At 51.9% G+C, this 24,547-nt stretch carries 26 protein-coding genes; 18 read left to right on the top strand and 8 right to left on the bottom strand.

From position 1 onward, the window contains the following. Window positions 1-34: 34 nt before the first annotated feature. The gene (locus tag AC0IWZ_RS20505; RefSeq protein WP_034499558.1) at window positions 35-700 is read right to left on the bottom strand and encodes a 7-cyano-7-deazaguanine/7-aminomethyl-7-deazaguanine transporter; all 666 of its coding nucleotides are present in this window, start codon (window positions 698-700) and stop codon (window positions 35-37) included. A 175-nt stretch (window positions 701-875) separates the two neighbouring features. On the opposite strand from AC0IWZ_RS20505, the gene tusA reads away from it, so the two are divergent. The 4 genes from tusA to AC0IWZ_RS20485 all read left to right on the top strand — a co-directional run bounded on the left by tusA (window position 876) and on the right by AC0IWZ_RS20485 (window position 4,144). After that, window positions 876-1,121, top strand: coding sequence for a sulfurtransferase TusA (gene tusA, locus AC0IWZ_RS20500; protein WP_471678588.1), 246 nt, complete (start codon window positions 876-878; stop codon window positions 1,119-1,121). 199 nt (window positions 1,122-1,320) lie between these two features. Further along, window positions 1,321-2,304: a TRAP transporter substrate-binding protein gene (locus tag AC0IWZ_RS20495; RefSeq protein ID WP_471678589.1), complete on the top strand. Its 984-nt coding sequence runs from the start codon at window positions 1,321-1,323 to the stop codon at window positions 2,302-2,304. Window positions 2,305-2,330: 26 nt separating this feature from the next. Continuing rightward, window positions 2,331-2,840, top strand: coding sequence for a TRAP transporter small permease (locus AC0IWZ_RS20490; protein WP_115626890.1), 510 nt, complete (start codon window positions 2,331-2,333; stop codon window positions 2,838-2,840). 14 nt (window positions 2,841-2,854) lie between these two features. After that, a complete protein-coding gene (locus tag AC0IWZ_RS20485; RefSeq protein WP_034499550.1) occupies window positions 2,855-4,144 on the top strand; it encodes a TRAP transporter large permease in 1,290 nt (429 codons plus the stop codon). A 37-nt stretch (window positions 4,145-4,181) separates the two neighbouring features. Here the strand turns inward: AC0IWZ_RS20485 and AC0IWZ_RS20480 are convergent, their stop codons facing one another. From AC0IWZ_RS20480 to AC0IWZ_RS20465, 4 genes are all read right to left on the bottom strand, one after another. Then, window positions 4,182-4,592, bottom strand: coding sequence for a helix-turn-helix domain-containing protein (locus tag AC0IWZ_RS20480; RefSeq protein ID WP_471678590.1), 411 nt, complete (start codon window positions 4,590-4,592; stop codon window positions 4,182-4,184). Then, window positions 4,589-4,900, bottom strand: coding sequence for a type II toxin-antitoxin system HigB family toxin (locus AC0IWZ_RS20475; protein ID WP_034499546.1), 312 nt, complete (start codon window positions 4,898-4,900; stop codon window positions 4,589-4,591). Before AC0IWZ_RS20475 ends, AC0IWZ_RS20480 begins: the two co-directional genes overlap by 4 nt. 149 nt (window positions 4,901-5,049) lie before the next feature. Then, window positions 5,050-7,257 (bottom strand): Zn(II)/Cd(II)/Pb(II) translocating P-type ATPase ZntA, encoded by a 2,208-nt coding sequence (gene zntA, locus AC0IWZ_RS20470; protein WP_471678591.1) that lies wholly within the window; start codon window positions 7,255-7,257, stop codon window positions 5,050-5,052. 142 nt (window positions 7,258-7,399) lie between these two features. Continuing rightward, the gene (locus tag AC0IWZ_RS20465) at window positions 7,400-8,026 is read right to left on the bottom strand and encodes a lysoplasmalogenase (RefSeq protein ID WP_034499542.1); all 627 of its coding nucleotides are present in this window, start codon (window positions 8,024-8,026) and stop codon (window positions 7,400-7,402) included. A gap of 248 nt (window positions 8,027-8,274) precedes the next feature. Here AC0IWZ_RS20465 and AC0IWZ_RS20460 point away from each other — a divergent pair, with 248 nt between their 5' ends. Further along, on the top strand, window positions 8,275-8,631 hold the full coding sequence (locus AC0IWZ_RS20460) for a DUF2500 domain-containing protein (protein ID WP_471678592.1): 357 nt from the start codon (window positions 8,275-8,277) through the stop codon (window positions 8,629-8,631). On the opposite strand, the gene AC0IWZ_RS20455 is transcribed toward AC0IWZ_RS20460, so the two are convergent. Both AC0IWZ_RS20455 and rsmD read right to left on the bottom strand, forming a co-directional pair. Further along, window positions 8,632-8,901: a DUF1145 family protein gene (locus AC0IWZ_RS20455; protein WP_034460527.1), complete on the bottom strand. Its 270-nt coding sequence runs from the start codon at window positions 8,899-8,901 to the stop codon at window positions 8,632-8,634. 11 nt (window positions 8,902-8,912) lie between these two features. Further along, window positions 8,913-9,488 carry a 16S rRNA (guanine(966)-N(2))-methyltransferase gene (gene rsmD, locus AC0IWZ_RS20450; RefSeq protein WP_034499538.1) on the bottom strand — a complete coding sequence of 192 codons (576 nt, stop codon included), beginning with the start codon at window positions 9,486-9,488 and terminating at the stop codon, window positions 8,913-8,915. 160 nt (window positions 9,489-9,648) lie between these two features. On the opposite strand from rsmD, the gene ftsY reads away from it, so the two are divergent. The 5 genes from ftsY (at window position 9,649) to AC0IWZ_RS20425 (ending at window position 15,347) form a co-directional block, all read left to right on the top strand. Beyond that, complete coding sequence (gene ftsY, locus AC0IWZ_RS20445; RefSeq protein ID WP_471678593.1) at window positions 9,649-11,190, top strand: signal recognition particle-docking protein FtsY; 1,542 nt, start codon at window positions 9,649-9,651, stop codon at window positions 11,188-11,190. Window positions 11,191-11,192: 2 nt separating this feature from the next. Continuing rightward, window positions 11,193-11,861, top strand: a complete 669-nt coding sequence (ftsE, locus tag AC0IWZ_RS20440; protein WP_034499534.1) for a cell division ATP-binding protein FtsE — start codon at window positions 11,193-11,195, stop codon at window positions 11,859-11,861. Then, window positions 11,854-12,909 carry a permease-like cell division protein FtsX gene (ftsX, locus tag AC0IWZ_RS20435; protein WP_034499630.1) on the top strand — a complete coding sequence of 352 codons (1,056 nt, stop codon included), beginning with the start codon at window positions 11,854-11,856 and terminating at the stop codon, window positions 12,907-12,909. Before ftsE ends, ftsX begins: the two co-directional genes overlap by 8 nt. Window positions 12,910-13,166: 257 nt before the next feature. Continuing rightward, the gene (gene rpoH, locus AC0IWZ_RS20430) at window positions 13,167-14,021 is read left to right on the top strand and encodes an RNA polymerase sigma factor RpoH (RefSeq protein ID WP_034499532.1); all 855 of its coding nucleotides are present in this window, start codon (window positions 13,167-13,169) and stop codon (window positions 14,019-14,021) included. Between the two features lie 222 nt (window positions 14,022-14,243). Next, window positions 14,244-15,347, top strand: a complete 1,104-nt coding sequence (locus AC0IWZ_RS20425; RefSeq protein ID WP_471678594.1) for a branched-chain amino acid ABC transporter substrate-binding protein — start codon at window positions 14,244-14,246, stop codon at window positions 15,345-15,347. A 151-nt stretch (window positions 15,348-15,498) separates the two neighbouring features. Here AC0IWZ_RS20425 and panM read toward each other — a convergent pair whose 3' ends face one another. Then, window positions 15,499-15,879 carry an aspartate 1-decarboxylase autocleavage activator PanM gene (panM, locus tag AC0IWZ_RS20420; protein WP_034499531.1) on the bottom strand — a complete coding sequence of 127 codons (381 nt, stop codon included), beginning with the start codon at window positions 15,877-15,879 and terminating at the stop codon, window positions 15,499-15,501. Window positions 15,880-16,294: 415 nt separating this feature from the next. On the opposite strand from panM, the gene livK reads away from it, so the two are divergent. The 8 genes from livK (at window position 16,295) to ugpE (ending at window position 24,543) form a co-directional block, all read left to right on the top strand. After that, window positions 16,295-17,407 carry a high-affinity branched-chain amino acid ABC transporter substrate-binding protein LivK gene (livK, locus tag AC0IWZ_RS20415; RefSeq protein WP_471678595.1) on the top strand — a complete coding sequence of 371 codons (1,113 nt, stop codon included), beginning with the start codon at window positions 16,295-16,297 and terminating at the stop codon, window positions 17,405-17,407. A 73-nt stretch (window positions 17,408-17,480) separates the two neighbouring features. Continuing rightward, complete coding sequence (gene livH, locus AC0IWZ_RS20410) at window positions 17,481-18,407, top strand: high-affinity branched-chain amino acid ABC transporter permease LivH (protein ID WP_064514637.1); 927 nt, start codon at window positions 17,481-17,483, stop codon at window positions 18,405-18,407. Next, window positions 18,404-19,690: a high-affinity branched-chain amino acid ABC transporter permease LivM gene (locus tag AC0IWZ_RS20405; RefSeq protein WP_115626900.1), complete on the top strand. Its 1,287-nt coding sequence runs from the start codon at window positions 18,404-18,406 to the stop codon at window positions 19,688-19,690. Before livH ends, AC0IWZ_RS20405 begins: the two co-directional genes overlap by 4 nt. After that, window positions 19,687-20,454 carry a high-affinity branched-chain amino acid ABC transporter ATP-binding protein LivG gene (gene livG, locus AC0IWZ_RS20400; RefSeq protein ID WP_471678596.1) on the top strand — a complete coding sequence of 256 codons (768 nt, stop codon included), beginning with the start codon at window positions 19,687-19,689 and terminating at the stop codon, window positions 20,452-20,454. Before AC0IWZ_RS20405 ends, livG begins: the two co-directional genes overlap by 4 nt. Window positions 20,455-20,471: 17 nt before the next feature. Beyond that, a complete protein-coding gene (gene livF, locus AC0IWZ_RS20395) occupies window positions 20,472-21,185 on the top strand; it encodes a high-affinity branched-chain amino acid ABC transporter ATP-binding protein LivF (RefSeq protein ID WP_034499522.1) in 714 nt (237 codons plus the stop codon). Window positions 21,186-21,386: 201 nt separating this feature from the next. Continuing rightward, window positions 21,387-22,706, top strand: coding sequence for a sn-glycerol-3-phosphate ABC transporter substrate-binding protein UgpB (gene ugpB, locus AC0IWZ_RS20390; protein ID WP_034499520.1), 1,320 nt, complete (start codon window positions 21,387-21,389; stop codon window positions 22,704-22,706). Window positions 22,707-22,813: 107 nt separating this feature from the next. Further along, window positions 22,814-23,701 carry a sn-glycerol-3-phosphate ABC transporter permease UgpA gene (ugpA, locus tag AC0IWZ_RS20385; RefSeq protein WP_034499517.1) on the top strand — a complete coding sequence of 296 codons (888 nt, stop codon included), beginning with the start codon at window positions 22,814-22,816 and terminating at the stop codon, window positions 23,699-23,701. Next, a complete protein-coding gene (gene ugpE, locus AC0IWZ_RS20380; protein WP_034499515.1) occupies window positions 23,698-24,543 on the top strand; it encodes a sn-glycerol-3-phosphate ABC transporter permease UgpE in 846 nt (281 codons plus the stop codon). Before ugpA ends, ugpE begins: the two co-directional genes overlap by 4 nt. Window positions 24,544-24,547 lie beyond the last annotated feature (4 nt).

Below are 24,547 nucleotides of genomic sequence, written 5' to 3'. Positions count from 1 at the left end.
CTGCGCATCTTATCACAAGATAATTCAACCACCGTCAACCGGGCTGTAAGGCTGAGTTTTCAGACTTATCTGCCAGCCGTTTCAACAACATATTCAGCACTACGCCGTACATCGGCAGGAAGAACACGATGCTGATAAGCACTTTGAAGCAGTAATCCACAACTGCGATTTCCACCCAATGCTGCGCCATAAAGGCATCCGGGCTGCGCCAGAAAGCGATAAAGAAGAAGGAAAGCGTGTCGCTGATATTCCCGAACAAGGTCGATGCTGTGGGTGCAAGCCACCAATAACGGCTCTGGCGCAGGCGATTAAACACATGCACATCCAGTATCTGCCCCAACGCGTAGGCCATAAAGCTGGCGACAGCGATACGAGCGACAAACAGATTAAAGTGCAGCAGTGCATCGAACCCTTGCCATGTTCCCATATAAAACAGCGCGGAAATGGCATAGGAAATCACCAGCGCGGGGAGCATCACGGCAAAAATAATGCGGCGAGCCAGCGGAGCGCCAAAAATGCGTACCGTCAGATCGGTTGCGAGGAAGATAAACGGAAAGCTAAACGCGCCCCAGGTGGTATGGAACCCAAAAACCGAAACCGGTAATTGCACCAGATAGTTGCTGGATGTGATCACCAGCAAATGGAATAGCGATAGCCAGAACAGCGCTTTAGTGCGCTGAGTAGAATTGAACTGCGTCATTTTGTAGCCTTTTTAGTGAAAGGGGTGAGGGAACCCTGGTCTTTTTTAAAGCGGGGGCGATGATACTGCTTTACCCCCGCTTTGCAATGGTTAATTTTAGCGCAATCGTTCACGTGACTTGCGCGAGAATCTTCCCGGCGTAAACTATCGCGGTTTGTTAATTGCGAGCTTTCCCATGACCGATCTTTTTTCTAATCCTGACCACATGCTTGACGCCCTGGGCCTGCGTTGCCCGGAACCGGTAATGATGGTGCGTAAAACCGTGCGTAGTATGCAGCCTGGCGAAACCCTGCTGGTGATTGCTGATGACCCAGCAACCACGCGTGATATTCCTGGATTTTGCATTTTCATGGAACACGAACTGCTTGCCAAACAAGTGGAATCATTGCCTTACCAATACTTATTGCGTAAAGGGCAGTAACACCGCGCAAGCCCTTTGCTCCCCGCTTTGGGCTTCTGAACCCTCTTTGCATCTCTCCTGAACCCTAATTTCATTTTTTTGTCGCTTTTTGTGAAGTGCTTCACCCACGCTTTTCTTCACTTAGGCTAGTTTTTAAACGACAAATTAAAACATTGTTTTATTTCTTACCCCACATCTCTACCTCTGCTGGAGCGACACAATGAAGAAGACCTTTCTGCCTGCTTTTGCTGGTTTATGTCTGTCTACCGCGTCAGTTTTTTTTGCGCAATCTGCTTTCGCACAAGTGATAAAAGCCGCTGACGTTCACCCGGAAGGGTATCCAAACGTAGTTGCGGTTCAGCACATGGGTGAAAAACTCAAACAAGAAACTAACGGTGATTTAGAAATTAAAGTGTTCCCAAGCGGTGTGTTAGGGGATGAAAAACAGATGATTGAACAGGCGCAAATGGGGGCAATCGACATTATCCGTGTTTCGATGGCACCCGTTGCGGCGATCCTGCCTGATGTAGAAGTCTTTACTCTGCCGTACGTGTTCCGCGATGAAGACCATATGCATAAAGTTATCGACGGTGATTTGGGCAAACAAATCGGCGACAAACTGACTAACAACCCGAAATCCCGCCTGGTGTTCCTCGGCTGGATGGACTCCGGCACGCGTAACCTGATTACTAAAAACCCGGTAGTGAAACCCGAAGATCTTAAAGGAATGAAAATCCGCGTTCAGGGCAGCCCAGTTGCGCTGGCAACACTCAAAGACATGGGGGCAAACTCAGTCGCGATGGGCGTGAGCGAAGTGTATAGCGGGATGCAAACCGGGGTCATCGACGGTGCTGAAAACAACCCGCCAACTTTTATTGCCCATAACTACATGCCGGTTGCCAAAAACTACACTCTGAGCGGCCACTTCATCACGCCAGAAATGCTGCTTTACTCCAAAGTGAAATGGGACAAGCTGACACCTGACCAACAGCAAAAAATTCTGAAGCTGGCTCGTGATGCGCAAATGGAACAGCGCCAATTGTGGAATGCCTACAACACACAAGCGCTGGAAAAAATGAAAGCTGGTGGTGTTCAGTTCCACGAAATCGACAAAGCCTGGTTTGTGAAAGCGACTGAACCGGTACGTAAAGAGTACGGCGATAAGCATCAGGAATTGATGAAAGCCATTGCTGACGTTCAGTAACTTTTGGGGCCGTGGAGGTTTACTTTATGTCGCAACGCTACTCTGACTTGATGGATAAAGTTTATTTGCTGGCGATGATTGTCGCCGGGCTGTCGCTATTGGTGATGACAATCATTATTCCGATTGGGATTTTCTCGCGTTATGTGCTGAACCGTGGGGAATCCTGGCCGGAACCGGTGGCGATAATCTGCATGGTGACCTTCACGTTTATCGGCGCGGCGGTGAGTTACCGCGCCGGTTCCCACATCGCTGTGAATATGCTGACAGACCGTCTGCCGCAGGCTGCGCAGACGTTTTGCGCACGCCTGGTCGACTTGCTAATGCTGCTGATTTCGCTGGTGATGTTCTATTACAGCTTCTATCTGTGCGCGGATTTATGGGAACAGCCTGTTGCCGAATTCCCGCTTCTCACGTCCGGTCAAACCTATCTTCCGCTGCCTGTGGGCGCGATTTTGATGATTCTGTTTGTTGTTGAGCGATTACTGTTCGGCTCTCAAGAGAACCGCCCAATAGTGTTGCTGGGTAATCACGGCTAAGGTCAGGGGAAAACATGGACGCATTTATATTATTAGCAACGCTTGCGGTGCTACTCGCGGTGGGAATGCCCGTAGCCTTTGCTGTTGGGCTAAGCGCCATCGTCGGAGCGTTATGGATAGATTTACCGCTGGAAGCGATCATGATTCAAATTACCAGTGGGGTGAATAAATTTACCCTGCTGGCGATTCCGTTCTTCATTCTGGCGGGCGCGATAATGGCAGAAGGGGGGATCGCCCGTCGCCTGGTCAACTTTGCGTATATCTTCGTGGGCTTTATTCGCGGCGGGTTGTCGCTGGTGAATATCGTCGCTTCTACGTTCTTTGGTGCGATTTCCGGATCGTCGGTTGCAGATACGGCTTCCATCGGCAGCGTGATGATCCCGGAAATGGAGAGAAAGGGTTATCCGCGTGAATACGCTGCGGCAGTGACCGCGAGCGGATCGGTGCAGGCAATCTTGATCCCACCAAGCCATAACTCGGTGATTTATTCCCTGGCGGCAGGCGGCACGGTTTCTATTGCCACGTTGTTTATCGCAGGCGTTCTGCCGGGATTATTACTCGGTGTATCGCTAATGGTCATGTGTCTTGGCTTTGCCCATAAACGGGGTTATCCAAAGGGCGAACGTATTCCCTTCAAACAAGCGGCGAAAATTTTCTTCGATGCGCTGTGGGGTTTGATGACAGTTGTTATCATTCTTGGCGGGATTCTGACGGGGGTATTTACTGCGACAGAATCTGCGGCGGTGGCCTGTGTTTGGGCGTTCTTCGTCACCATGTTTATCTATCGCGATTACAAGTGGAACGAATTGCCGAAACTGATGTTCCGCACGGTAAAAACTGTCTCTATCGTCATGATTTTGATTGGTTTTGCCGCCGCTTTTGGCGCGGTAATGACTTACATGCAGTTGCCTTCACGTATCACGGAATTCTTCACTTCTCTGTCTGATAACAAATACGTGATCCTGATGTACCTCAACATCATGTTGTTGTTGATTGGCACGTTGATGGACATGGCACCGATTATCCTGATCCTGACGCCAGTATTGCTGCCGGTGACTAATTCGCTGGGCATCGACCCGGTGCATTTCGGTATGATCATGATGGTGAACCTCGGGATTGGCCTGATAACGCCGCCAGTCGGTTCGGTGTTGTTTGTGGCAAGTGCGGTGAGTAAACAGAAAATCGAAGTGGTGGTGCGAGCGATGCTACCGTTCTACGCCGTGTTGTTGGTGGTGCTGGCAATGGTGACCTACATTCCGGCCGTTTCTCTGTGGCTGCCGCATGCGTTGGGTATGACGAGCTAAAAGCCCTAAGATAACCCTCACTCAAGCCGAGTGAGGGTTAGATAAAGAGTGCTGGAGAAATGCCGAAACGTTGAGACAGTTTTCTGATGTGCTCTGTAGTGAGTTGCCGCTCACCGCGTAAAACGCGGGAAACCATCGATTTACTACCAATCTCTTGCTGAAAATCGCTTTGATTCAATTGGTGCTGATCCATCAGGGTTTTCAACACCGCAATACCAGGTGGCAGCGCATCCATTTGTTCACGAAAGGCGATGACTTCAGGCAAGGCGTTTTCGTATTGAGAAATTTTTAGGCTGAGTAGATCCAGCAGTGGGCTGGTCGGGTCGTTCAGCAGCAGATATTCCATCAGTTCCAATGCTTCGGAATACTCTTTTTCGCCAGCGTTCCCCGCTAGAAGCGGCACGGCAGCTTTCAACGCTTCGGTGGCTTTCAGTGCATCTGCTATCATCTTTTCTTTCCTCGATGGGTTTCGGTAAACCTCAGATAATCGGCATGGGTCATGATGTCGCGAACGTAAAATTTCTGGCTTTCAAAAAATATTAACGCGATCAAACGCAACTCATTGCGGGCGATGTTAATGACGTAGTGCTTGTCGAGATACTTGAAGTTATCGAGTGTTGGGTAAATTTTCCTGAGCGATTCAGGAGTTGGGAAATGCCCTTTTTCAATAATCCGCGCCAGCATCAGCAGTTCTTGTGAATGCTGCGGAAATCGTTGGCTGGCTTCGCTCAGGGCTTTGAGTGAGATCAAGTGCATACTTCTTCCTGAAGTTGACTATCTGGCAACAAAACAAATATAGGCGAGAGGTTGCCAATTAGTCAACCTCTCGCGGTGAATTGCCATTGTCATGCGTGATCATTTTTCTTGCCAGCAGCGCACTACAAATGCTCGAGCTTTCACGCAAATTAACGTCTTCTCAGCAACCGCAACGCATTCGCTGTAACCAATGCGGTCGCTCCGGAATCGGCTAACACCGCCAGCCACAAACCGGTTATGCCCAGTAATGTTGTCACCAGGAAAATCCCTTTCAGCCCCAGCGCGATAGTAATGTTCTGGCGAATGTTGTTATGCGTGGCGCGCGCAAGGCCAATCATGCCAGCCAGTTCCGTCAGGCGGTTGTGCGTCAGCGCGGCATCGGCGGTTTCGAGCGCCACGTCGGTGCCACTGCCCATAGCGATACCGATAGTCGCGGCTTTCATGGCCGGAGCATCGTTGATGCCGTCGCCTACCATCGCTAGTGGCGAGCGGTCGTTGAGTTCATTAACCGCGCTGACCTTATCGGCTGGCAATAAGCTGGCGCGGTAATCCATTCCCAGTTGCTGAGCGATTGCAGCCGCGGCCCGCGGGTTATCGCCGGTCAGCATCACGCTCTGAACGCCGATATCATGCAGTGCTGCCACGGCGGCTTTAGCGTCGCTGCGTAAAGTATCGCGCAGGGCCAGAACACCGATTAATTTGCTTTGCTGGACTGCGGCAATGACCGTTTGCCCCTCGGCCTCAAGCTCGGTGATGCGTGTCTGCCACTGCGAATTGAGAACATTTTCTGCGAGTTTTCCCGGCGTGCTCAGGAGTACGGTTTCGCCGTTGATGGTGGCTTCTACGCCAATGCCTGCCAGCGCCCGGTTCGCGCTGGTTTCAGGCAGCGTCAGCCCGCGATTTTGTGCTTCACGCACTATCGCTTGTGCCAGCGGGTGCGATGACCCCTGTTCGACGGCGGCAGCAACGGCCAGGAGGTCGTTTTCGTGACGATCGCCATTCACTTCAATGGCCGTTACCTGTGGCTTGCCAGCGGTCAGCGTGCCGGTTTTATCAAACGCGATATGCTGAATTTTGCCAAGACGCTCAAGTGCTGCGCCGCCTTTAATTAACGCGCCACGGCGTGCTGCTGCCGCAAGCCCGGAAGTAATCGCCGCAGGAGTAGAAATCACCAGCGCACATGGGCAACCAATCAGTAACAGCGCCAGCCCTTTGTAGATCCACTCGCTCCAGCTTTGCCCGAATAACAGCGGCGGGATAACAGCGGCGAGCAGCGCGATCGCCATAATAATCGGCGTGTAAATCCGACTGAAACGGTCAATGAAACGTTCAATTGGCGCGCGACGTTCATCCGCTTCTTCGATTAAACGCAGGATGCGGTCGATGGCGCTGTCACCCGGTTCTGAAATGACTTCGAGCTGAACCAGTCTGTCGACGCTGGTGCTGCCCGCCGGGACTTTTTCATCTTGCTGACGTTCGACCGGAATCGACTCTCCGGTTAACGCACTTTCATCGAAACTGGCAAATGGAGTTAGCAGGCGGCCATCGGCGGGTAAACGCCCACCGGCTGCGACTTCAATCACATCGCCAGGGCGCAAATCGCCCACCGCGACAGTTTCGCGTTCGTCATTACGAATGCGCGTGGCGACTTCGGGTTTTAGTGCCATCAACGCGCTTACCCCACGGCGTGCGCGGCTGGCGGCGTAAGATTCGAGGCGTTCACCAATTAAGAACAGCAGCAACACCATCGCGGCTTCGGCTGTCGCACCAATAAACAATGCACCAATGGCGGCTACGCTCATCAATGTTTCGATGGCAAACCAGTTGCCGCTGCGCATCAGTCGCACGGCCTGGCGGGCAATTGGCCACAGGCCAACCAGCGTGGTCGCGATAAACGCGATATTACCGAATGGGTGGTTAAACTGCTCAAGACCCCAGCTCAATGCCATCATCACAATCAGCAGAATGAGCGGCAAATTTTCGCGCAAGGAAGAGGTTTTTGGCGCAGGAGCGGTGCTGTTTCTCAGGTTGTAACCTGCCGCCTTTACCGCTTTTTCAACATCCTGACGCACATCACTCTCGGCGGTGACCAGCAGCTTTTGCGTAGCGAACAACACCTGGACGCGCTGAACATCGGCCAGTTGTTTCACCGCGTTTTCAACTTTGCGAGCGCAGGCCGCGCAATCCATGCCATCGACCAGCCAGCTATAACGCTCGCCAGGCTCTGTAACGGTTTGCGTTTCCACAGGAGGTACGGCTTCGCTACAGCAGTCGTTACCGTGACAGGCATCGGTTTTTATCGGCAACGGACTGAGCTTTGCTTTAGCAAATTGCGGTGGCTTTGGGGAGTTGAGCATGTGCCCTCCTGGGTAATGATAATGTTCTCATTACCCATGTTACTCTCTGGAGTTGACTCCAGAGTCAAGAGGGAAATTTTCCAGATTAAGTTCGCGGTATTTGTAGGTCGGATAAGCTTGCGCCATCCGACACTGTTTAGCCTCAAATATACAACGCGCGGACAATCATAAAGTGCCCGGCAAAGTAGCAGGCTGCGGCGATGGCGCTGTCGCCGGTGAAGCGGCGGCGGTAATGACTTCCCAGCCAGACAATATTGCCTAACAGCAGCAGCGTTGCGCCGCTAAAGGCCGAGAAATTTGGGCGCGTCGGCAGGTAAAAGTAAAGCTCACCTGCCAGCCACACCATCACCAGCGTCATGCCGATAAACGTCATAATCGGCCAGCGGAACGTTTCGAGACGCGTCCAGATAACCGCAACCAATAAGGCTCCTACAACCAGCAAAACCAACGGGAGCGGCCAGAAGAAACTGAATGTCATCTGGCTGGCGAAATAGAGGGTGTAGAGCAGGTGTGAGAGGAAAAATGCCCCGATGGCGTACAGCATGCGCTGGGTTGGTAGCAATGTGAGCGCATCGCCGAGTAGCGTTGCCAGCAGGCCGGCGACAATCAAGTAGCCCGTTGCGTTAAACATTGGCGCTTGCCAGGCCAACAGTAATAAAAGCAAAAGGGTGACAGGCTTGAACACCCAGCGTTGCCAGGTTGGCCCACGGTAGGAGGCGTCAACGTACAGCCAGCCTGAGAAGAATACTGCGATGAATGACCAGAGCATGGCGTGTCCTTTTGTACCCTTCATACTTCAAGTTGCATGTGTGTTGGCTTTCCTCGCTCACCCCAGCCACTTACTCAAGTAAGCTCCTGGGGATTCACTGTGTCGCCGCCTTCCTGCAACTCGAATTATTTTGGGTAAATATGAGTTAATCTGCCGTTTTTCTTAAGTCTAGTGGTCAATTGCGACGGATGACAACGTCCAGAGCGGCAGGGTATTCTTAAAAGTGCCTGACAATTCGAGATAAATCCATGAGTAAAATGCCCCTTTTCTTCATCGCCGTTGTTGCGATTATCATCGTGGCAGCGTCGTTCCGCTTTGTGCAGCAGCGCCGCCAGAATGCGGAAAATGATGCAGCACCTCTGATGCAACGAAGCGTACTGGTGGCGACAAAACGTGAAACGCCCACCAACGATCGGCGCTCGCGGCAACGCCAGGTTACGCCAGTGGAAGATACGATGCGTTATGAGATTTGGTTTCGCCCACAAAGTGGCGGGCTGGATCTGAAAATGCGTGTGACGGCTGAACAGTACCACTCGATGAGTGTCGGCGACGCGGGGACTTTGCAGTATAAGGGGACGCGGTTTGTAGGGTTCGTCCCCCATTGATTATTTGCCCTGGCGGAGTTTCTTCTGCCAGACCAGCAGTTCAAATACGCCAAAGATGAAAATCTTAATCTGTTGAGCGCGACTGAGCGGTGGGCTGCCTTTTGGCTGAGTCGATTTTAGCAGCGCCAACTGCATGCCGTGCATCAACACGGTGAAGATCAGCGCGACGTTAACGAAGATATTAAGTGGGCGCGGGAACGGGTGGAAAATATTCAGTAACAAAAATGCCCAGACGCCGAGCATGAGCAAGCGGCCGATATTGATCAACATGATGCTGTTCCTTAAATTTCGCGGCTAAATAAACGGTAAGCGACCTGGCCTGCGACTTTTTCACGGTGCAGTGACCAGCTTGCCGGTAGCGCAGGCATCCCGTTTTCTACTTCGCTTTCAACGTAAATCAGCGCTTCATCTGCCAGCCAGCCATTGCTCTCAAGTAACGCTAACGTCTCGTCCAGCAAGCCTTTTCTGAACGGAGGGTCAACAAACACAATGGTGTGTGGCTCGCCAGGCTGCGCCAGGAAATTGAGCGTGTTAGTGTTCACGACCTTGGCGTTAGCCGCTTTTAGCGTGACGAGATTTTTTTGCAATTGCTGTGAAACGTTGCGATCCATCTCGAGCAACGTGGCGCGGCTGGCGTAACGCGATAACGCTTCCAGCCCTAATGCACCGCTCCCGGCAAAGCAGTCTAATACGGTGGCATCGACCATTGAGGGAGCCAGCCAGTTAAACAGGGTTTCACGAACTCTGTCCGTTGTAGGACGCAAGCCTGGGCTGTCTGGTACAGGCAGTTTACGGCCGCGCCACTGGCCGCCAATAATACGAATCTGGCCGGTGCCAGTAGATTGCGGTTTTTTCATGAGACTCACTGCGATGCAATTTCTTGCCGTCTAGTGTAACGGTGTGTGTAAGGCGGGGAAAGTGATAGACTAAGGCATTCATTAGATAATTATTTTCAGTGCCCGTGGCATGCTCAATCGGGCCTGTGCCATGAATTAACAGCGAGGAGTGTGTTCGCAAATGGCGAAAGAGAAAAAACGTGGCTTTTTTTCATGGCTAGGCTTTGGCCAGAAAGAGCAGGCTTCTGAACAAGAAACAGAACAAAAAGTAGCAGAAGAACAACCGGTTGCCGAAGAAGTCGTTGAGCAGGTTATTGAAGCTGAACAACCACAATCGCTTGAAGAAACTGCACAACCAGAAGAAGCTAAGCCTGAAATCCAGCCAGAGACTCTGACTGTAGAAGAGCCTGTCGCGTTTGCTAAGCGCGATGAACCAGAAGTCTTCGCAGAAGAAATTGTCGAAGTCACCGAAAAGCTCGTTGAGAGCGAAGTGGTGGCGGCTGAACCGGAAATCATTCCAGAACCAGAAGTTACCGCGCAAGTTGCTGTAGAACACGAAGAGCTGCCGGTTCCTGAAGACGTGGTTGCTGAAGCTGAACTGGAGCCAGAAGAGTGGCAACCGGAACAAGAGTCTGTTGTTGCGGTAGTTGAGCAAGAAGTTGAAGTTATTGAAGATGTTGTCGTAGAAGAAATACTGGAAGAAGAGCTTGCTGAAGAACTCCCGGTTGCTGCCGTTATCGCCGAAGAAGTGGCGGAAGAGCAGCCAGCAGAAGAAATCCAGCAGGAACAAGAACGTCCAACCAAAGAAGGTTTCTTCGCACGCCTCAAACGCAGCCTGGTTAAAACCAAACAGAACCTCGGTTCCGGATTTATCAGTCTGTTCCGTGGCAAGAAAATCGACGATGATCTGTTTGAAGAACTTGAAGAGCAGTTGCTTATCGCCGATGTGGGCGTTGAAACAACGCGCAAAATCATCACCAATCTGACAGAAGGCGCGAGCCGTAAAGACCTGCGTGACGCGGAAGCGTTGTACGGTCTGCTGAAAGAAGAGATGGGCGAGATTCTGGCGAAAGTCGATGAGCCGCTGAATGTTGAAGGCAAAACGCCATTCGTTATTCTGATGGTTGGTGTCAACGGCGTGGGTAAAACCACCACTATCGGAAAACTGGCGCGTCAGTTCCAGCAAGAAGGCAAATCTGTAATGCTGGCGGCGGGCGATACCTTCCGCGCGGCGGCAGTAGAACAATTGCAGGTCTGGGGCCAGCGCAACAATATTCCGGTTATCGCTCAACACACCGGTGCCGATTCTGCTTCCGTGATTTTTGATGCGATTCAGGCGGCAAAAGCGCGCAATGTAGATGTCCTTCTGGCCGATACAGCCGGGCGTTTGCAGAACAAAGCGCACCTGATGGAAGAGCTGAAGAAAATCGTTCGCGTAATGAAAAAGCTGGACGAAGATGCACCGCATGAGGTTATGCTCACCCTCGATGCCAGCACCGGGCAAAATGCGATTAGCCAGGCTAAATTATTCCATGAAGCCGTTGGATTGACAGGCATTACGCTCACCAAACTGGATGGTACAGCCAAAGGCGGCGTGATTTTCTCCGTTGCCGATCAGTTTGGTATTCCGATTCGCTACATTGGCGTCGGCGAGCGTATTGAGGACTTGCGTCCGTTTAATGCGGGCGATTTTATTGAGGCACTTTTTGCCCGAGAGGATTAACCATGATTCGCTTTGAACACGTTAGTAAGGCCTATCTCGGTGGGAGACAAGCGTTGCAGGGAGTCACCTTCCATATGCAACCTGGCGAGATGGCTTTTCTGACCGGTCACTCTGGAGCCGGGAAAAGTACCCTGCTTAAGCTTATCTGCGGTATTGAGCGGCCAAGTGCCGGAAAGATTTCGTTCAGCGGCCATGATATTAGCCGCCTCAAGAGCCGCGAAGTGCCGTTCCTGCGCCGTCAGATTGGTATGATCTTCCAGGATCACCATTTGTTGATGGACAGAACCGTTTACGACAACGTGGCGATCCCGCTGATCATCGCGGGTGCCAGCGGTGAAGACATTCGCCGCCGCGTGTCTGCGGCACTGGATAAAGTTGGCCTGCTCGATAAAGCGAAGAGTTTCCCGATTCAACTCTCTGGCGGTGAACAGCAGCGCGTGGGCATTGCTCGTGCGGTGGTGAATAAGCCTGCGGTATTGCTGGCAGATGAACCGACCGGTAACCTTGATGATGCGCTCTCGGAAGGTATTTTGCGTCTGTTCGAGGAATTTAACCGCGTGGGCGTAACGGTTCTGATGGCAACGCACGATATGGGGCTGATTTCCCGCCGTAATTATCGCATGTTGACGTTAAGTGACGGCCATTTGCATGGAGGCCTGGCAGGTGAATAAACGCAGCGCGCTCAATCACATAAAGCGCTTCAGCAACAAGCTGGATAAAATCAACTCGCTGAATAAGTTAGGGGATTTAGGCCGCTCGGTGAAAAAACGCGGCAAAGGGCCTCAATCGAAAAGCAAATCCCTCAAGGGCGGTGTGAACGAACAGTTCCGCTACGCCTGGCAGGGGGCTGTACAGGATTTACGCAGCAAGCCTTTAGCCACTTTCCTGACGGTCATGGTTATCGCCATTTCTCTTACACTGCCAAGCGTGTGCTACATGGTTTACAAAAACGTAAATCAGGCCGCCACACAGTATTACCCTTCGCCGCAAATTACCGTTTACCTCGACAAAGCGCTGGATGACAACGCCGCGCAGCAAGTGGTGGGTGCGATTCAGGCAGAAGAGGGCGTCGATAAAGTTAACTATTTATCGCGTGACGAAGCGCTGGGCGAATTCCGCAACTGGTCGGGCTTTGGCGGCGCGCTGGATATGCTGGAAGAAAACCCGCTGCCTGCCGTTGCCGTGGTGAACCCGAAACTCGATTTCCAGACCACAGACCACCTGAACACTTTGCGTGACCGTGTCGCTCGTATTAACGGTGTCGATGAAGTGCGCATGGATGACAGCTGGTTTGCACGTCTCGCCTCGCTGACTGGTCTGGTAGGGCGTGTTGCTGCGATGATTGGCGTGCTGATGGTTGCCGCGGTATTCCTGGTGATTGGTAACAGCGTGCGCCTGAGCATTTTTGCCCGCCGCGACTCCATCAATGTGCAGAAACTGATTGGTGCGACGGATGGATTCATCCTGCGCCCGTTCTTGTACGGCGGTGCGTTATTAGGCTTTAGCGGTGCGTTTTTGTCGCTGATTTTGACCGAAATTCTGGTGTGGCGTTTGTCATCGGCTGTGACCGAAGTGGCGCAAGTATTTGGCACAAAATTCGATCTGACGGGCCTGGGTTTCGACGAATGCCTGCTGTTGTTGCTGGTTTCATCCATGAGCGGTTGGTTGGCTGCGTGGATAGCAACAGTACAACATTTACGTCGTTTTACCCCAGAGTAAAAATTTTTTGATATACTAGTCCCCTGCTACGAAGTACCTATCAGCAGGGGACTCGTTCCCACCTCGGTAAGCGTTTCTCCTGCCATGTTTCATAGCTCTGTCACATTTTGTGTGCAATCTATGCACAGCTTTACACGGAACTTGTGGATAGCATCACTGTCTGAGTTTACTGTGGGTGGTACGGTTTGGCGCTTGACGTGGAGTCAGGTGTGGCACTGTGTAGCAACCTGTACGTTAGTCTCTAAGAGAGGGTTTGAATGACCAAAGAAATGCAAAATTTAGCTTTAGCCCCTGTTGGTAACCTGGAATCTTATATTCGGGCCGCTAACTCCTGGCCGATGTTGACGGCTGAGGAAGAGAAGGAGCTTGCTGAAAAGCTGCATTACCAGGGCGATCTGGAAGCAGCGAAAAGGCTGATCCTGTCTCACCTGCGCTTTGTTGTTCATATCGCTCGTAATTACTCGGGCTATGGCTTGCCGCAGGCTGACTTGATTCAGGAAGGCAACATTGGCCTGATGAAGGCGGTGCGCCGCTTTAACCCGGAAGTGGGTGTCCGCTTAGTGTCCTTTGCTGTGCACTGGATCAAAGCTGAAATTCACGAATACGTTCTGCGTAACTGGCGTATTGTGAAAGTGGCAACCACTAAAGCACAACGTAAGTTGTTCTTTAACCTGCGTAAAACTAAACAACGTCTGGGTTGGTTCAACCAGGACGAAGTGGAAATGGTCGCCAACGAGCTGGGTGTTTCCAGCAAAGATGTCCGTGAGATGGAATCTCGCATGGCGGCGCAGGACATGACGTTCGACATGGGCAACGACGACGATTCAGACAGCGCGCCAATGGCTCCGGTGCTGTTCTTGCAGGATAAGTCTTCTAACTTTGCCGATGGCATTGAAGACGACAACTGGGAATCGCACGCGGCTGATAAACTCAGCGATGCCATGTTAGGCCTGGACGAACGTAGCCAGGATATTATCCGTGCCCGTTGGCTCGATGAAGACAACAAAAGCACGCTGCAAGAACTGGCCGACCGTTATGGCGTTTCCGCCGAGCGTGTGCGTCAGCTTGAAAAGAACGCGATGAAAAAACTGCGCATGGCCATCGAAGCGTAAGTTATTCAGCAAGACAAAAAAACCGCCTTCCAGGGCGGTTTTTTTATGCCCGTCACTTTCCTTCCCCATTGTGAAAAAATTGTTATTCCAAAAGCCGCAAATTCGGGTATGTTTTTAACTCTGAGTGCGGCGAAGGCACACGCGGTATTCGTAAACCAAAAATAAAACCGTGCCAAAACAACACAACAAATACCAATCACAACAAGAATGGGGATTCTCAGGATGAACATGAAGGGCAAAGCGTTATTGGCTGGTTGTATTGCACTTGCGATGAGCAACGCAGCATTTGCGAAGGATATCAAAGTAGCGGTAGTTGGGGCGATGTCTGGCCCGGTTGCTCAATATGGCGACCAGGAATTTACCGGTGCAGAACAAGCGGTTGCTGATATTAATGCCAAAGGCGGCATCAAAGGCGACAAACTTGTTATCACCAAATATGACGATGCTTGTGACCCGAAACAAGCCGTGGCGGTCGCCAACAAAGTGGTTAACGATGGCATCAAATATGTAATCGGCCACTTGTGTTCTTCTTCTACTCAACCTGCGTCTGATATCTACGAAGACGAAGGTGTACTGATGATCACTCCTGCGGCAACGGCGCCTGAGCTGACTTCGCGCGGTTACAAATTAACAATGCGTACCACAGGACTGGACTCCGATCAGGGCCCAACGGCGGCGAAATACATCCTTGATCACGTGAAACCGAAAAACATCGCGGTGATTCATGACAAACAACAATATGGCGAAGGCCTGGCGCGCTCGGTTCAGGAAAACCTGAAAAAAGGCGGCGCTAACGTGGTGTTCTTTGACGGCATCACCGCAGGTGAGAAAGACTTCTCCACGCTGGTGGCACGCCTGAAGAAAGAGAATATCGACTTCGTTTACTACGGTGGCTACCACCCTGAAATGGGCCAGATCCTGCGTCAGTCTCGTGCCGCAGGCCTGAAAACTCAGTTCATGGGTCCAGAAGGTGTAGCGAACGTTTCATTGTCTAACATTGCTGGCGAATCTGCTGAAGGCCTGTTAGTCACCAAACCGAAGAACTACGACCAGGTTCCTGCGAACAAACCGGTTGTAGATGCAATCAAGGCGAAGAAACAAGATCCAAGTGGCGCGTTCGTATGGACCACATACGCAGCACTGCAATCTCTGGCTGCAGGTCTGAACAAGTCAGAAGATCCGGCTGAAATCGCGACGTACCTGAAAGGCGCAACGGTTGATACCGTAATGGGTCCGTTGAGCTGGGATGAGAAGGGCGATCTGAAAGGCTTTGAGTTTGGCGTGTTTACCTGGCATGCGAACGGGACTGCGACCGACGCTAAATAATTTATCGGTCGCCTTTCGCGCCGCTGATGCGTTGGCTGCGTTGCTTAACCCCGGTCACTTACTGATGTAAGCTCCCGGGGATTTCACCACTTGCCGCCTTTCCGCAGCACGAAATGCTTCGATAAATGGGGAAGTGATAACCAACCCGTTATCACTTCTTCCAGCCACCACTCTGAACTTCAAACCCAACCGCCTGCATAAACGCCGTCATCACATCACGGTCTTCCACGCCAACATCTGCCATCCACCAACCGGTGATGTCAGGATTATCACGAATCACTTCTTCAACCAGATACTGCCCCACGCCACGGCGACGGGTGATCTCGCGTACCCGCAGCGAATCCAGCGCGGCTTCACGGCCCGCAAGCGTAACGCGCACCGCGCCGAGCAGTCGCTCATTAAATTTTGCCGCGTAAATTCTGTGAGTATCACTAAGCGTAAGCGAGGCGCTGGAATATTCCGGCCAGATCTTAGCGAGATCGATCTCATCCTGGGCACTACACTCAAACAGACGAATGATGGTGAGTTTCATAAGCGAGCTAACCAAAAAGCGGGAAAACCCCGAGTGTAACCAATTTATTTGCGCCAGACGCTTTCTCTTTTATCTGTCATATACCAGACGATTAATTTTTGCGTCAAACATATGCCAGTTCGATAAGTGGCAGATTGAAAAATGGTCAGTATAAAACCCTAAAACCTAGTGATTTATTCCGCTCTTTGTATCGCTATTTTATGCTGAAAAAGCTGCTTTTTTTTGTTTAACTCTAAGCAAATACAGAATAATATCTTTGCTTAATAGCCTGAAAAATAGAGAGTTTAGCCTTAAAAATTGTAAATTTTAATGCTAAGCCCTTAAAGGCACTCATAAAAATGGTTAAAGGCTAAAAAACGTTCAGTTTGTTTTTTGCCCAAAATAAAACCACAAATCACGAACAGGAATTGGATCTATGAAAATGAACGCGAAGACATTACTCGCTGGGGTTATTGCGCTGGCGGTGTCTCACGCGGCAACCGCAGCTGATATCAAAGTTGCCGTTGTTGGTGCTATGTCTGGCCCGGTTGCGCAGTGGGGCGACATGGAATTTAACGGTGCTCGCCAGGCAATCAAAGACATCAACGCAAAAGGCGGCATCAAAGGCGACAAACTAGTCGCGGTTGAATACGACGATGCTTGTGACCCGAAACAAGCCGTAGCGGTTGCCAACAAAATCGTTAACGACGGTGTGCGCTATGTCATTGGCCACCTTTGCTCCTCTTCCACTCAGCCAGCGTCTGATATTTACGAAGACGAAGGCATCCTGATGATCACCCCTGGTGCGACTAACCCAGAGCTGACGGCCCGTGGTTACAAAATGATTATGCGTACCGCGGGCCTGGATTCTTCCCAGGGTCCAACGGCGTCTAAATACATCCTGGAAACCGTAAAACCGAAGCGTATCGCTATCATTCATGACAAGCAGCAATACGGCGAAGGTCTGGCGCGTTCTGTACAAGATGGCCTGAAGAAAGGTGGCGCGAATATCGTCTTCTTCGACGGCATCACTGCGGGCGATAAAGACTTCTCCACGCTGGTGGCGCGTCTGCAAAAAGAAAACATCGACTTTGTTTATTACGGCGGCTACTACCCAGAAATGGGCCAGATCCTGCGTCAGGCACGTGCCGTTGGTCTGAAAACTCAGTTTATGGGTCCAGAGGGTGTGGGTAACGCATCGCTGTCCAACATTGCGGGCAATGCGGGCGAAGGCATGTTAGTCACCATGCCAAAACGCTATGACCAGGACCCAGCGAACAAAGCTATCGTTGATGAACTGAAAACTGAGAAGAAAGACCCAAGTGGCCCATATGTCTGGATCACTTACGCCGCGGTGCAGTCTTTGGCGACAGCACTTGAGCGTACCGGAAGTGCAGAACCTGCTGATTTAGTAAAAGATTTGAAAGCAAACGGTGCGAAAACCGTGATTGGGCCGCTGAACTGGGATGAGAAAGGCGATCTGAAGGGATTTGATTTTGGTGTCTTCCAGTGGCATGCCGACGGTTCGTCTTCTGTAGCGACGAAATAATAGTAGCGGCAACTCTGGGTCATCCCACCTCCCCGGCGGCTATGCGTTGGGGAGGAATAAATAAGGTTATTGTATGTCCGAGCAGTTCCTCTACTTCCTGCAACAGATGTTTAACGGCGTCACGTTGGGCAGTACTTACGCGTTGATCGCCATCGGTTACACCATGGTTTACGGCATTATCGGCATGATCAACTTCGCCCATGGCGAGGTGTATATGATCGGCAGCTACGTCTCGTTTATGATCATCGCAGCACTGATGATGATGGGCATTGATGTGGGCTGGATGCTGGTTGGTGCAGGTTTTATTGGTGCAATTGTCATTGCGAGCGCCTACGGCTGGAGCATCGAACGCGTTGCCTACAAGCCGGTGCGTAACTCTAAGCGTCTGATTGCACTGATCTCTGCTATCGGGATGTCTATCTTCCTGCAAAACTACGTCAGCCTGACTGAAGGTTCGCGCGACATCGCGCTGCCAAGCCTGTTTAACGGCCAGTGGGTCGTCGGTGCCAGCGACAACTTCACCGCAACCATTACCACCATGCAGTTGGTGATTTGGGTGGTAACGTTCCTTGCGATGCTGGCTTTGACACTGTTCATTCGCTACTCCCGCATGGGCCGTGCGTGCCGTGCGTGTGCAGAAGATTTGAAAATGGCGAGCCTGCTTGGAATTAACACCGACCGTGTTATCTCGCTGACCTTCGTGATTGGCGCAGCCATGGCTGCGGTTGCAGGTGTACTGCTCGGCCAGTTCTACGGCGTTATCAACCCATACATCGGCTTTATGGCCGGGATGAAAGCCTTCACCGCAGCAGTTCTGGGCGGTATCGGTAGTATCCCTGGCGCGATGATTGGTGGCCTGATTTTGGGTGTTGCAGAAGCGCTGACTTCCGCGTATCTGAGCACCGAATATAAAGATGTTGTCTCCTTTGCGCTGCTCATCGTGGTACTGCTGGTTATGCCTACCGGTATCCTGGGTCGCCCGGAGGTAGAAAAAGTATGAAACCGATGCATGTTGTTCTTGCGCTGCTTTCGGCGGCCATATTTTTCGTGCTGGCGGGCGTCTTTATGGGCGTTCAGTTGAGTCTCGATGGCACTAAGCTTGTCGTTCACAGCGCCGAAACGGTGCGCTGGGAATGGGTGTTGATTGGTACGGCGATTGTCTTCGTCTTCCAGTTGCTGCGCCCTGCATTCCAGAAAGGCATGAAAAAAGTCTCCGGGCCGAAGTTTGTGCTGCCTGCGTTAGACGGTTCTACGCCGAAACAAAAACTGTTCCTGGCGGCACTGTTGGTACTCGCCGTTGCGTGGCCGTTTGTGGTGTCACGCGGTACGGTGGATATCGCCACGCTGACCATGATTTATATCATTCTCGGCCTTGGTCTGAACGTGGTTGTGGGTTTGTCTGGCTTGTTGGTTCTGGGCTACGGCGGTTTTTATGCCATCGGCGCTTATACCTTTGCTCTGCTCAACCACTACTACGGTCTGGGATTCTGGACATGCTTGCCGATTGCGGGCCTGGTGTCTGCGGCGGCAGGTTTCCTGTTGGGCTTCCCGGTGTTGCGTTTACGCGGCGACTACCTCGCGATTGTGACGCTCGGCTTTGGTGAAATTGTCCGTATTTTGCTGCTGAACAACACCGAAATTACCGGTGGCCCGAACGGCATCAGCCAGATCCCTAAACCTACGCTGTTTGGTCTGGAATTCAGCCGCAGCGCACGTGAAGGCGGGTGGGACACGTTCAGCAACTTCTTTAACATCGCGTACAACCCAGGTGACAGGATTATCTTCCTCTACCTCGTTGCGCTGTTGCTGGTTGTGCTGTCTCTGTTTGTGATTAACCGCTTGCTGCGTATGCCGCTGGGCCGCGCGTGGGAAGCGTTGCGTGAAGATGAAATCGCGTGCCGTTCACTGGGTCTGAACCCAACGCGCATCAAACTGACCGCGTTTACTATTAGCGCCGCGTTTGCAGGCTTTGCTGGTACGCTGTTTGCCGCACGCCAGGGCTTTGTCAGCCCGGAATCCTTCACCTTTGCCGAATCTGCCTTCGTGCTGGCGATTGTCGTGCTGGGCGGTATGGGCTCGCAATTTGCCGTTATCCTCGCCGCCGTGCTGCTGGTGGTGTCGCGCGAACTGATGCGTGACCTGAACGAATACAGCATGTTGGTGCTTGGTGGCTTGATGGTGCTGATGATGATTTGGCGTCCGCAAGGCTTGCTGCCAATGTCGCGTCCGCAATTGAAGCTTAAAAAAGAGCAAGTGGAACAAGTGAAAGGAGAGCAGGCATGAGTCAGCCATTGTTATCCGTAAACGGCTTGATGATGCGTTTCGGCGGCCTGCTCGCCGTAAATAATGTTTCTCTGGAACTGCATCCACAAGAAATTGTTTCGTTAATCGGCCCGAACGGTGCCGGTAAAACCACGGTGTTTAACTGCCTGACGGGTTTCTACAAACCTTCAGGCGGAACGATTCTGTTGCGTGATCAACACCTTGAAGGTCTGCCGGGCCAGCAAATTGCACGTATGGGCGTGGTGCGTACTTTCCAGCACGTTCGTCTGTTCCGCGAAATGACCGTGATTGAAAACTTGCTGGTTGCTCAGCATATGCAGCTGAAAACCGGTGTGTTCTCAGGTCTTTTGAAAACGCCTGCTTTTCGCCGTTCACAAAACGAAGCGCTCGACCGCGCTGCAACCTGGCTTGAACGTATTGGTCTGCTTGAGCAGGCTAACCGTCAGGCGAGTAACCTGGCATATGGCGACCAGCGCCGCCTTGAGATTGCACGCTGCATGGTGACTCAGCCAGAAATTCTGATGCTTGATGAACCCGCGGCTGGCCTTAACCCGAAAGAAACGCATGAACTCGATGAGTTAATCATGGAGTTACGCAACCATCACAACACTACCGTGCTGTTAATCGAGCACGATATGAAACTGGTGATGGGCATTTCTGACAGGATTTACGTGGTAAACCAGGGGACGCCGCTTGCGAACGGCACGCCGGAGCAAATCCGGAATAACCCTGACGTAATCCGCGCCTACTTAGGTGAAGCATAATGGGGGTGAGGCTTAATATGGAAAATATCATGTTGTCATTTGACCATGTGAGCGCCCACTACGGAAAAATCCAGGCGCTTCATGAGGTTAGTCTGCACATCAAACAGGGCGAAATCGTTACCCTGATTGGCGCGAACGGCGCCGGTAAAACGACGCTGTTGGGAACACTGTGTGGTGACCCGCGTGCTTCAAGCGGCAAGATTACCTTTGATGGTAAAGACATCACCGACTGGCATACCGCGCGCATCATGCGTGAAGCAGTGGCGATTGTGCCGGAAGGCCGCCGCGTGTTTTCACGCATGACGGTAGAAGAGAACCTGGCGATGGGTGGCTTCTTCGCGGAACGCGACCAGTATCATGAACGCATCCAACGCGTTTACGAACTGTTCCCACGCTTGCTGGAGCGCCGTATTCAGCGTGCGGGTACGATGTCCGGTGGTGAGCAACAAATGCTGGCGATTGGCCGTGCATTAATGAGCCAACCGCGCCTGCTGCTGTTAGATGAACCATCGCTCGGCCTCGCGCCAATCATCATTCAGCAGATTTTCGATACCATCGAACAACTGCGCAGCGAAGGCATGACCATCTTCCTCGTCGAGCAGAACGCCAACCAGGCGCTGAAACTCGCTGACCGTGGCTACGTGCTGGAAAACGGCCACGTGGTACTGGAAGACACAGGTGATGCACTTCTGGCTAACGAAGCGGTGCGTAGCGCCTACCTCGGCGGCTAGTTTATCGTTTCAAACACGAGGAGCCTTTGGCTCCTTTTTTTATGACATTTTTCCACTAGTCATAATTCCTTCACTTCATCGTAACGATCCTGTCACCTCACGGTTATTTTTCTGTCATTCGCGCATGTCATGTTTTGATGCGAACAAAAACGCGTATTTTCGCGCAACTTATTCACCTCAAAATAATTCGAGACATAAGACATGACTGCATCGTTACGACACACAGCAATTTGCCTGGCGCTTGGATGCGTATTTAGCAGTAGCGCTATCGCCGCCACTTCCATTCCTTTCTGGCACTCGATGGAAGGCGAACTGGGCAAAGAAGTTGATTCACTGGCTCAACGCTTTAACCAGACGCATCCTGACTACAAAATTGTTCCGGTTTATAAAGGCAACTACGAACAAAACCTGGCGGCAGGGATTGCGGCTTTCCGTTCGGGCAATGCGCCAGCCATTTTGCAGGTTTATGAAGTGGGCACGGCGACCATGATGGCCTCGAAAGCGATCAAGCCGGTGTATGAAGTGTTCAACGATGCAGGCATTAAGTTCGACGAATCCCAGTTTGTGCCGACGGTTTCCGGGTACTACACCGATGCGAAAACCGGGCATCTGCTTTCCCAGCCTTTCAACAGCTCCACGCCAGTGCTGTATTACAACAAAGACGCCTTTAAAAAAGCCGGTCTGAACCCGGATCAGCCGCCAAAAACCTGGCAGGATCTGGCTGATTACACCGCCAAACTGAAAGCAGCGGGCATGAAGTGCGGCTACGCCAGCGGCTGGCAGGGCTGGATTCAAATTGAAAACTTCAGCGCCTGGAACGGCCTGCCCGTTGCGACTAAAAACAACGGCTTTGATGGCACTGACGCGGTTCTGGAATTCAATAAACCCGAGCAAGTGAAACACATTGCGCTGTTGCAAGAGTTGAACAAGAAAGGCGATTTCAGCTATTTCGGCCGTAAAGACGAATCCACCGAGAAGTTCTACAACGGCGATTGCGCCATTACTACCGCCTCTTCCGGTTCGCTGGCAGATATCCGCCACTACGCCAAATTCAACTACGGCGTGGGCATGATGCCTTATGACGCAACCATCCCGAATGCGCCACAAAACGCCATTATCGGCGGGGCAAGTTTGTGGGTAATGCAGGGTAAAGACGCGGCAACTTACAAAGGCGTTGCCGAGTTTATGCAGTTCCTCGCCCAGCCTGAAATCGCTGCCGAATGGCACCAGAAAACGGGTTACTTGCCGATTACCAAAGCGGCTTATGACCTGACGCGCGAGCAAGGTTTCTACGAGAAAAACCCGGGTGCTGACATCGCCACGCGCCAGATGATGAACAAGCCGCCATTGCCATTCACCAAAGGTCTGCGTCTGGGCAACATGCCGCAGATTCGTACCATCGTGGACGAAGAACTGGAATCGGTGTGGACCGGCAAGAAAACCCCTCAGCAGGCGTTAGACAGCGCGGTTGAGCGTGGCAATCAGCTGCTGCGTCGTTTCGAGCAATCGACTAAGTCTTAAGTTTTTCAGTGTCGGATGACGCTTCGCTTATCCGACCTACGAATGGCTGTTTGTAGGTCGGTTAAGGCGAAGCCGTCACCCGACATTGTTCAGGAAAAGAATTACTTATGTCATCATCTCGTCCTGTATTCCGTTCCGGTTGGCTACCGTATGCGCTAGTCCTGCCGCAACTGGTTATCACCATTATCTTTTTCATCTGGCCTGCGGGCGAAGCGCTGTGGTATTCACTTCAGAATGTCGATCCGTTTGGGCTTTCGAGCACGTTTGTCGGCCTGGATAACTTCAAACAGCTTTTCCACGACAGCTACTATCTCGACTCCTTCTACACCACCTTAATTTTCAGTGGATTAGTGGCAGGCAGTGGGCTGCTGGTGTCGCTGTTTTTCGCCGCCCTTACAGATTATGTCGTGCGTGGGAGCCGTATTTATCAAACCCTAATGTTGCTGCCGTATGCGGTCGCGCCCGCGATTGCCGCCGTGCTGTGGATCTTCCTGTTCAATCCTGGGCGCGGCCTGTTAACGCACCTGCTGGAGCAGTTTGGTTATCACTGGAACCACGCGCAAAACAGCGGTCAGGCGATGTTCCTTGTGGTGTTTGCCTCGGTCTGGAAGCAAATCAGCTACAACTACCTGTTCTTCTTCGCTGCACTTCAGTCGATTCCTCGATCCTTGGTCGAAGCCGCTTCCATTGATGGTGCCGGGCCGGTGCGCCGCTTCTTTAAATTGTCGCTGCCGCTGATTGCTCCGGTGAGTTTCTTCCTGCTGGTGGTGAATCTGGTTTACGCCTTTTTCGATACCTTCCCGGTTATCGACGCCGCAACTGGCGGTGGCCCGGTACAAGCCACCACCACGCTTATCTACAAAATTTATCGCGAAGGTTTTGCCGGTCTCGACCTTTCCGCATCGGCGGCACAATCGGTAGTGCTGATGTTCCTGGTCATCATCCTGACCGTCATTCAGTTCCGCTTCGTGGAACGTAAGGTGCGCTACCAATGATTGAGAACCGCCGCGGACTGACGATTTTCAGCCATACCATGCTCATTCTTGGCATCATCGTGATTCTGTTTCCGCTGTACGTCGCATTTGTGGCGGCAACGCTGGACAGCCAGGCCGTGTTTCAAACGCCAATGACGCTGATCCCAGGCTCCCATCTGCTGGAAAATATGACCCATATTTGGGTACATGGCGTGGGTGCAAACAGTGCGCCGTTTGGCCTGATGCTGCTAAACAGCTTTGTGATGGCGATGGTTATCACCATCGGCAAAATCACGGTGTCGATGCTCTCCGCTTTTGCCATTGTCTGGTTCCGCTTTCCATTGCGTAACCTGTTCTTCTGGATGATTTTCATCACCCTGATGCTGCCGGTCGAAGTGCGAATTTTTCCAACGGTAGAAGTCATCGCCAATCTCAAGATGCTCGACAGCTATACCGGCCTGACGCTGCCGCTAATGGCTTCGGCGACCGCCACGTTTTTGTTCCGCCAGTTCTTTATGACGCTGCCCGATGAGTTAATGGAAGCGGCTCGCATTGATGGTGCAACGCCGATGCGCTTCTTCCGCGACATCGTGCTGCCGCTCTCGAAAACCAATCTGGCGGCGCTGTTCGTCATCACCTTTATCTACGGCTGGAACCAGTATCTGTGGCCGTTGCTGATTGTCAGCGACGTCAACCTCGGCACAGCCGTGGCGGGTATCAAAAGCATGATGTCTTCCGGTGAAGGCTCTACCCAGTGGAATCAGGTTATGGCGGCTATGTTACTGACTCTTATTCCACCGGTAATAATCGTTTTAGCCATGCAGCGTGCGTTCGTGCGTGGCCTTGTTGATAGTGAGAAATAACCCC

The sequence above is a fragment of the Buttiauxella sp. AC142 genome (genome assembly GCF_979253435.1).
Note: the sequence above shows the minus strand (reverse complement) of the source record. Positions and strands in the feature narration are given on the sequence as shown.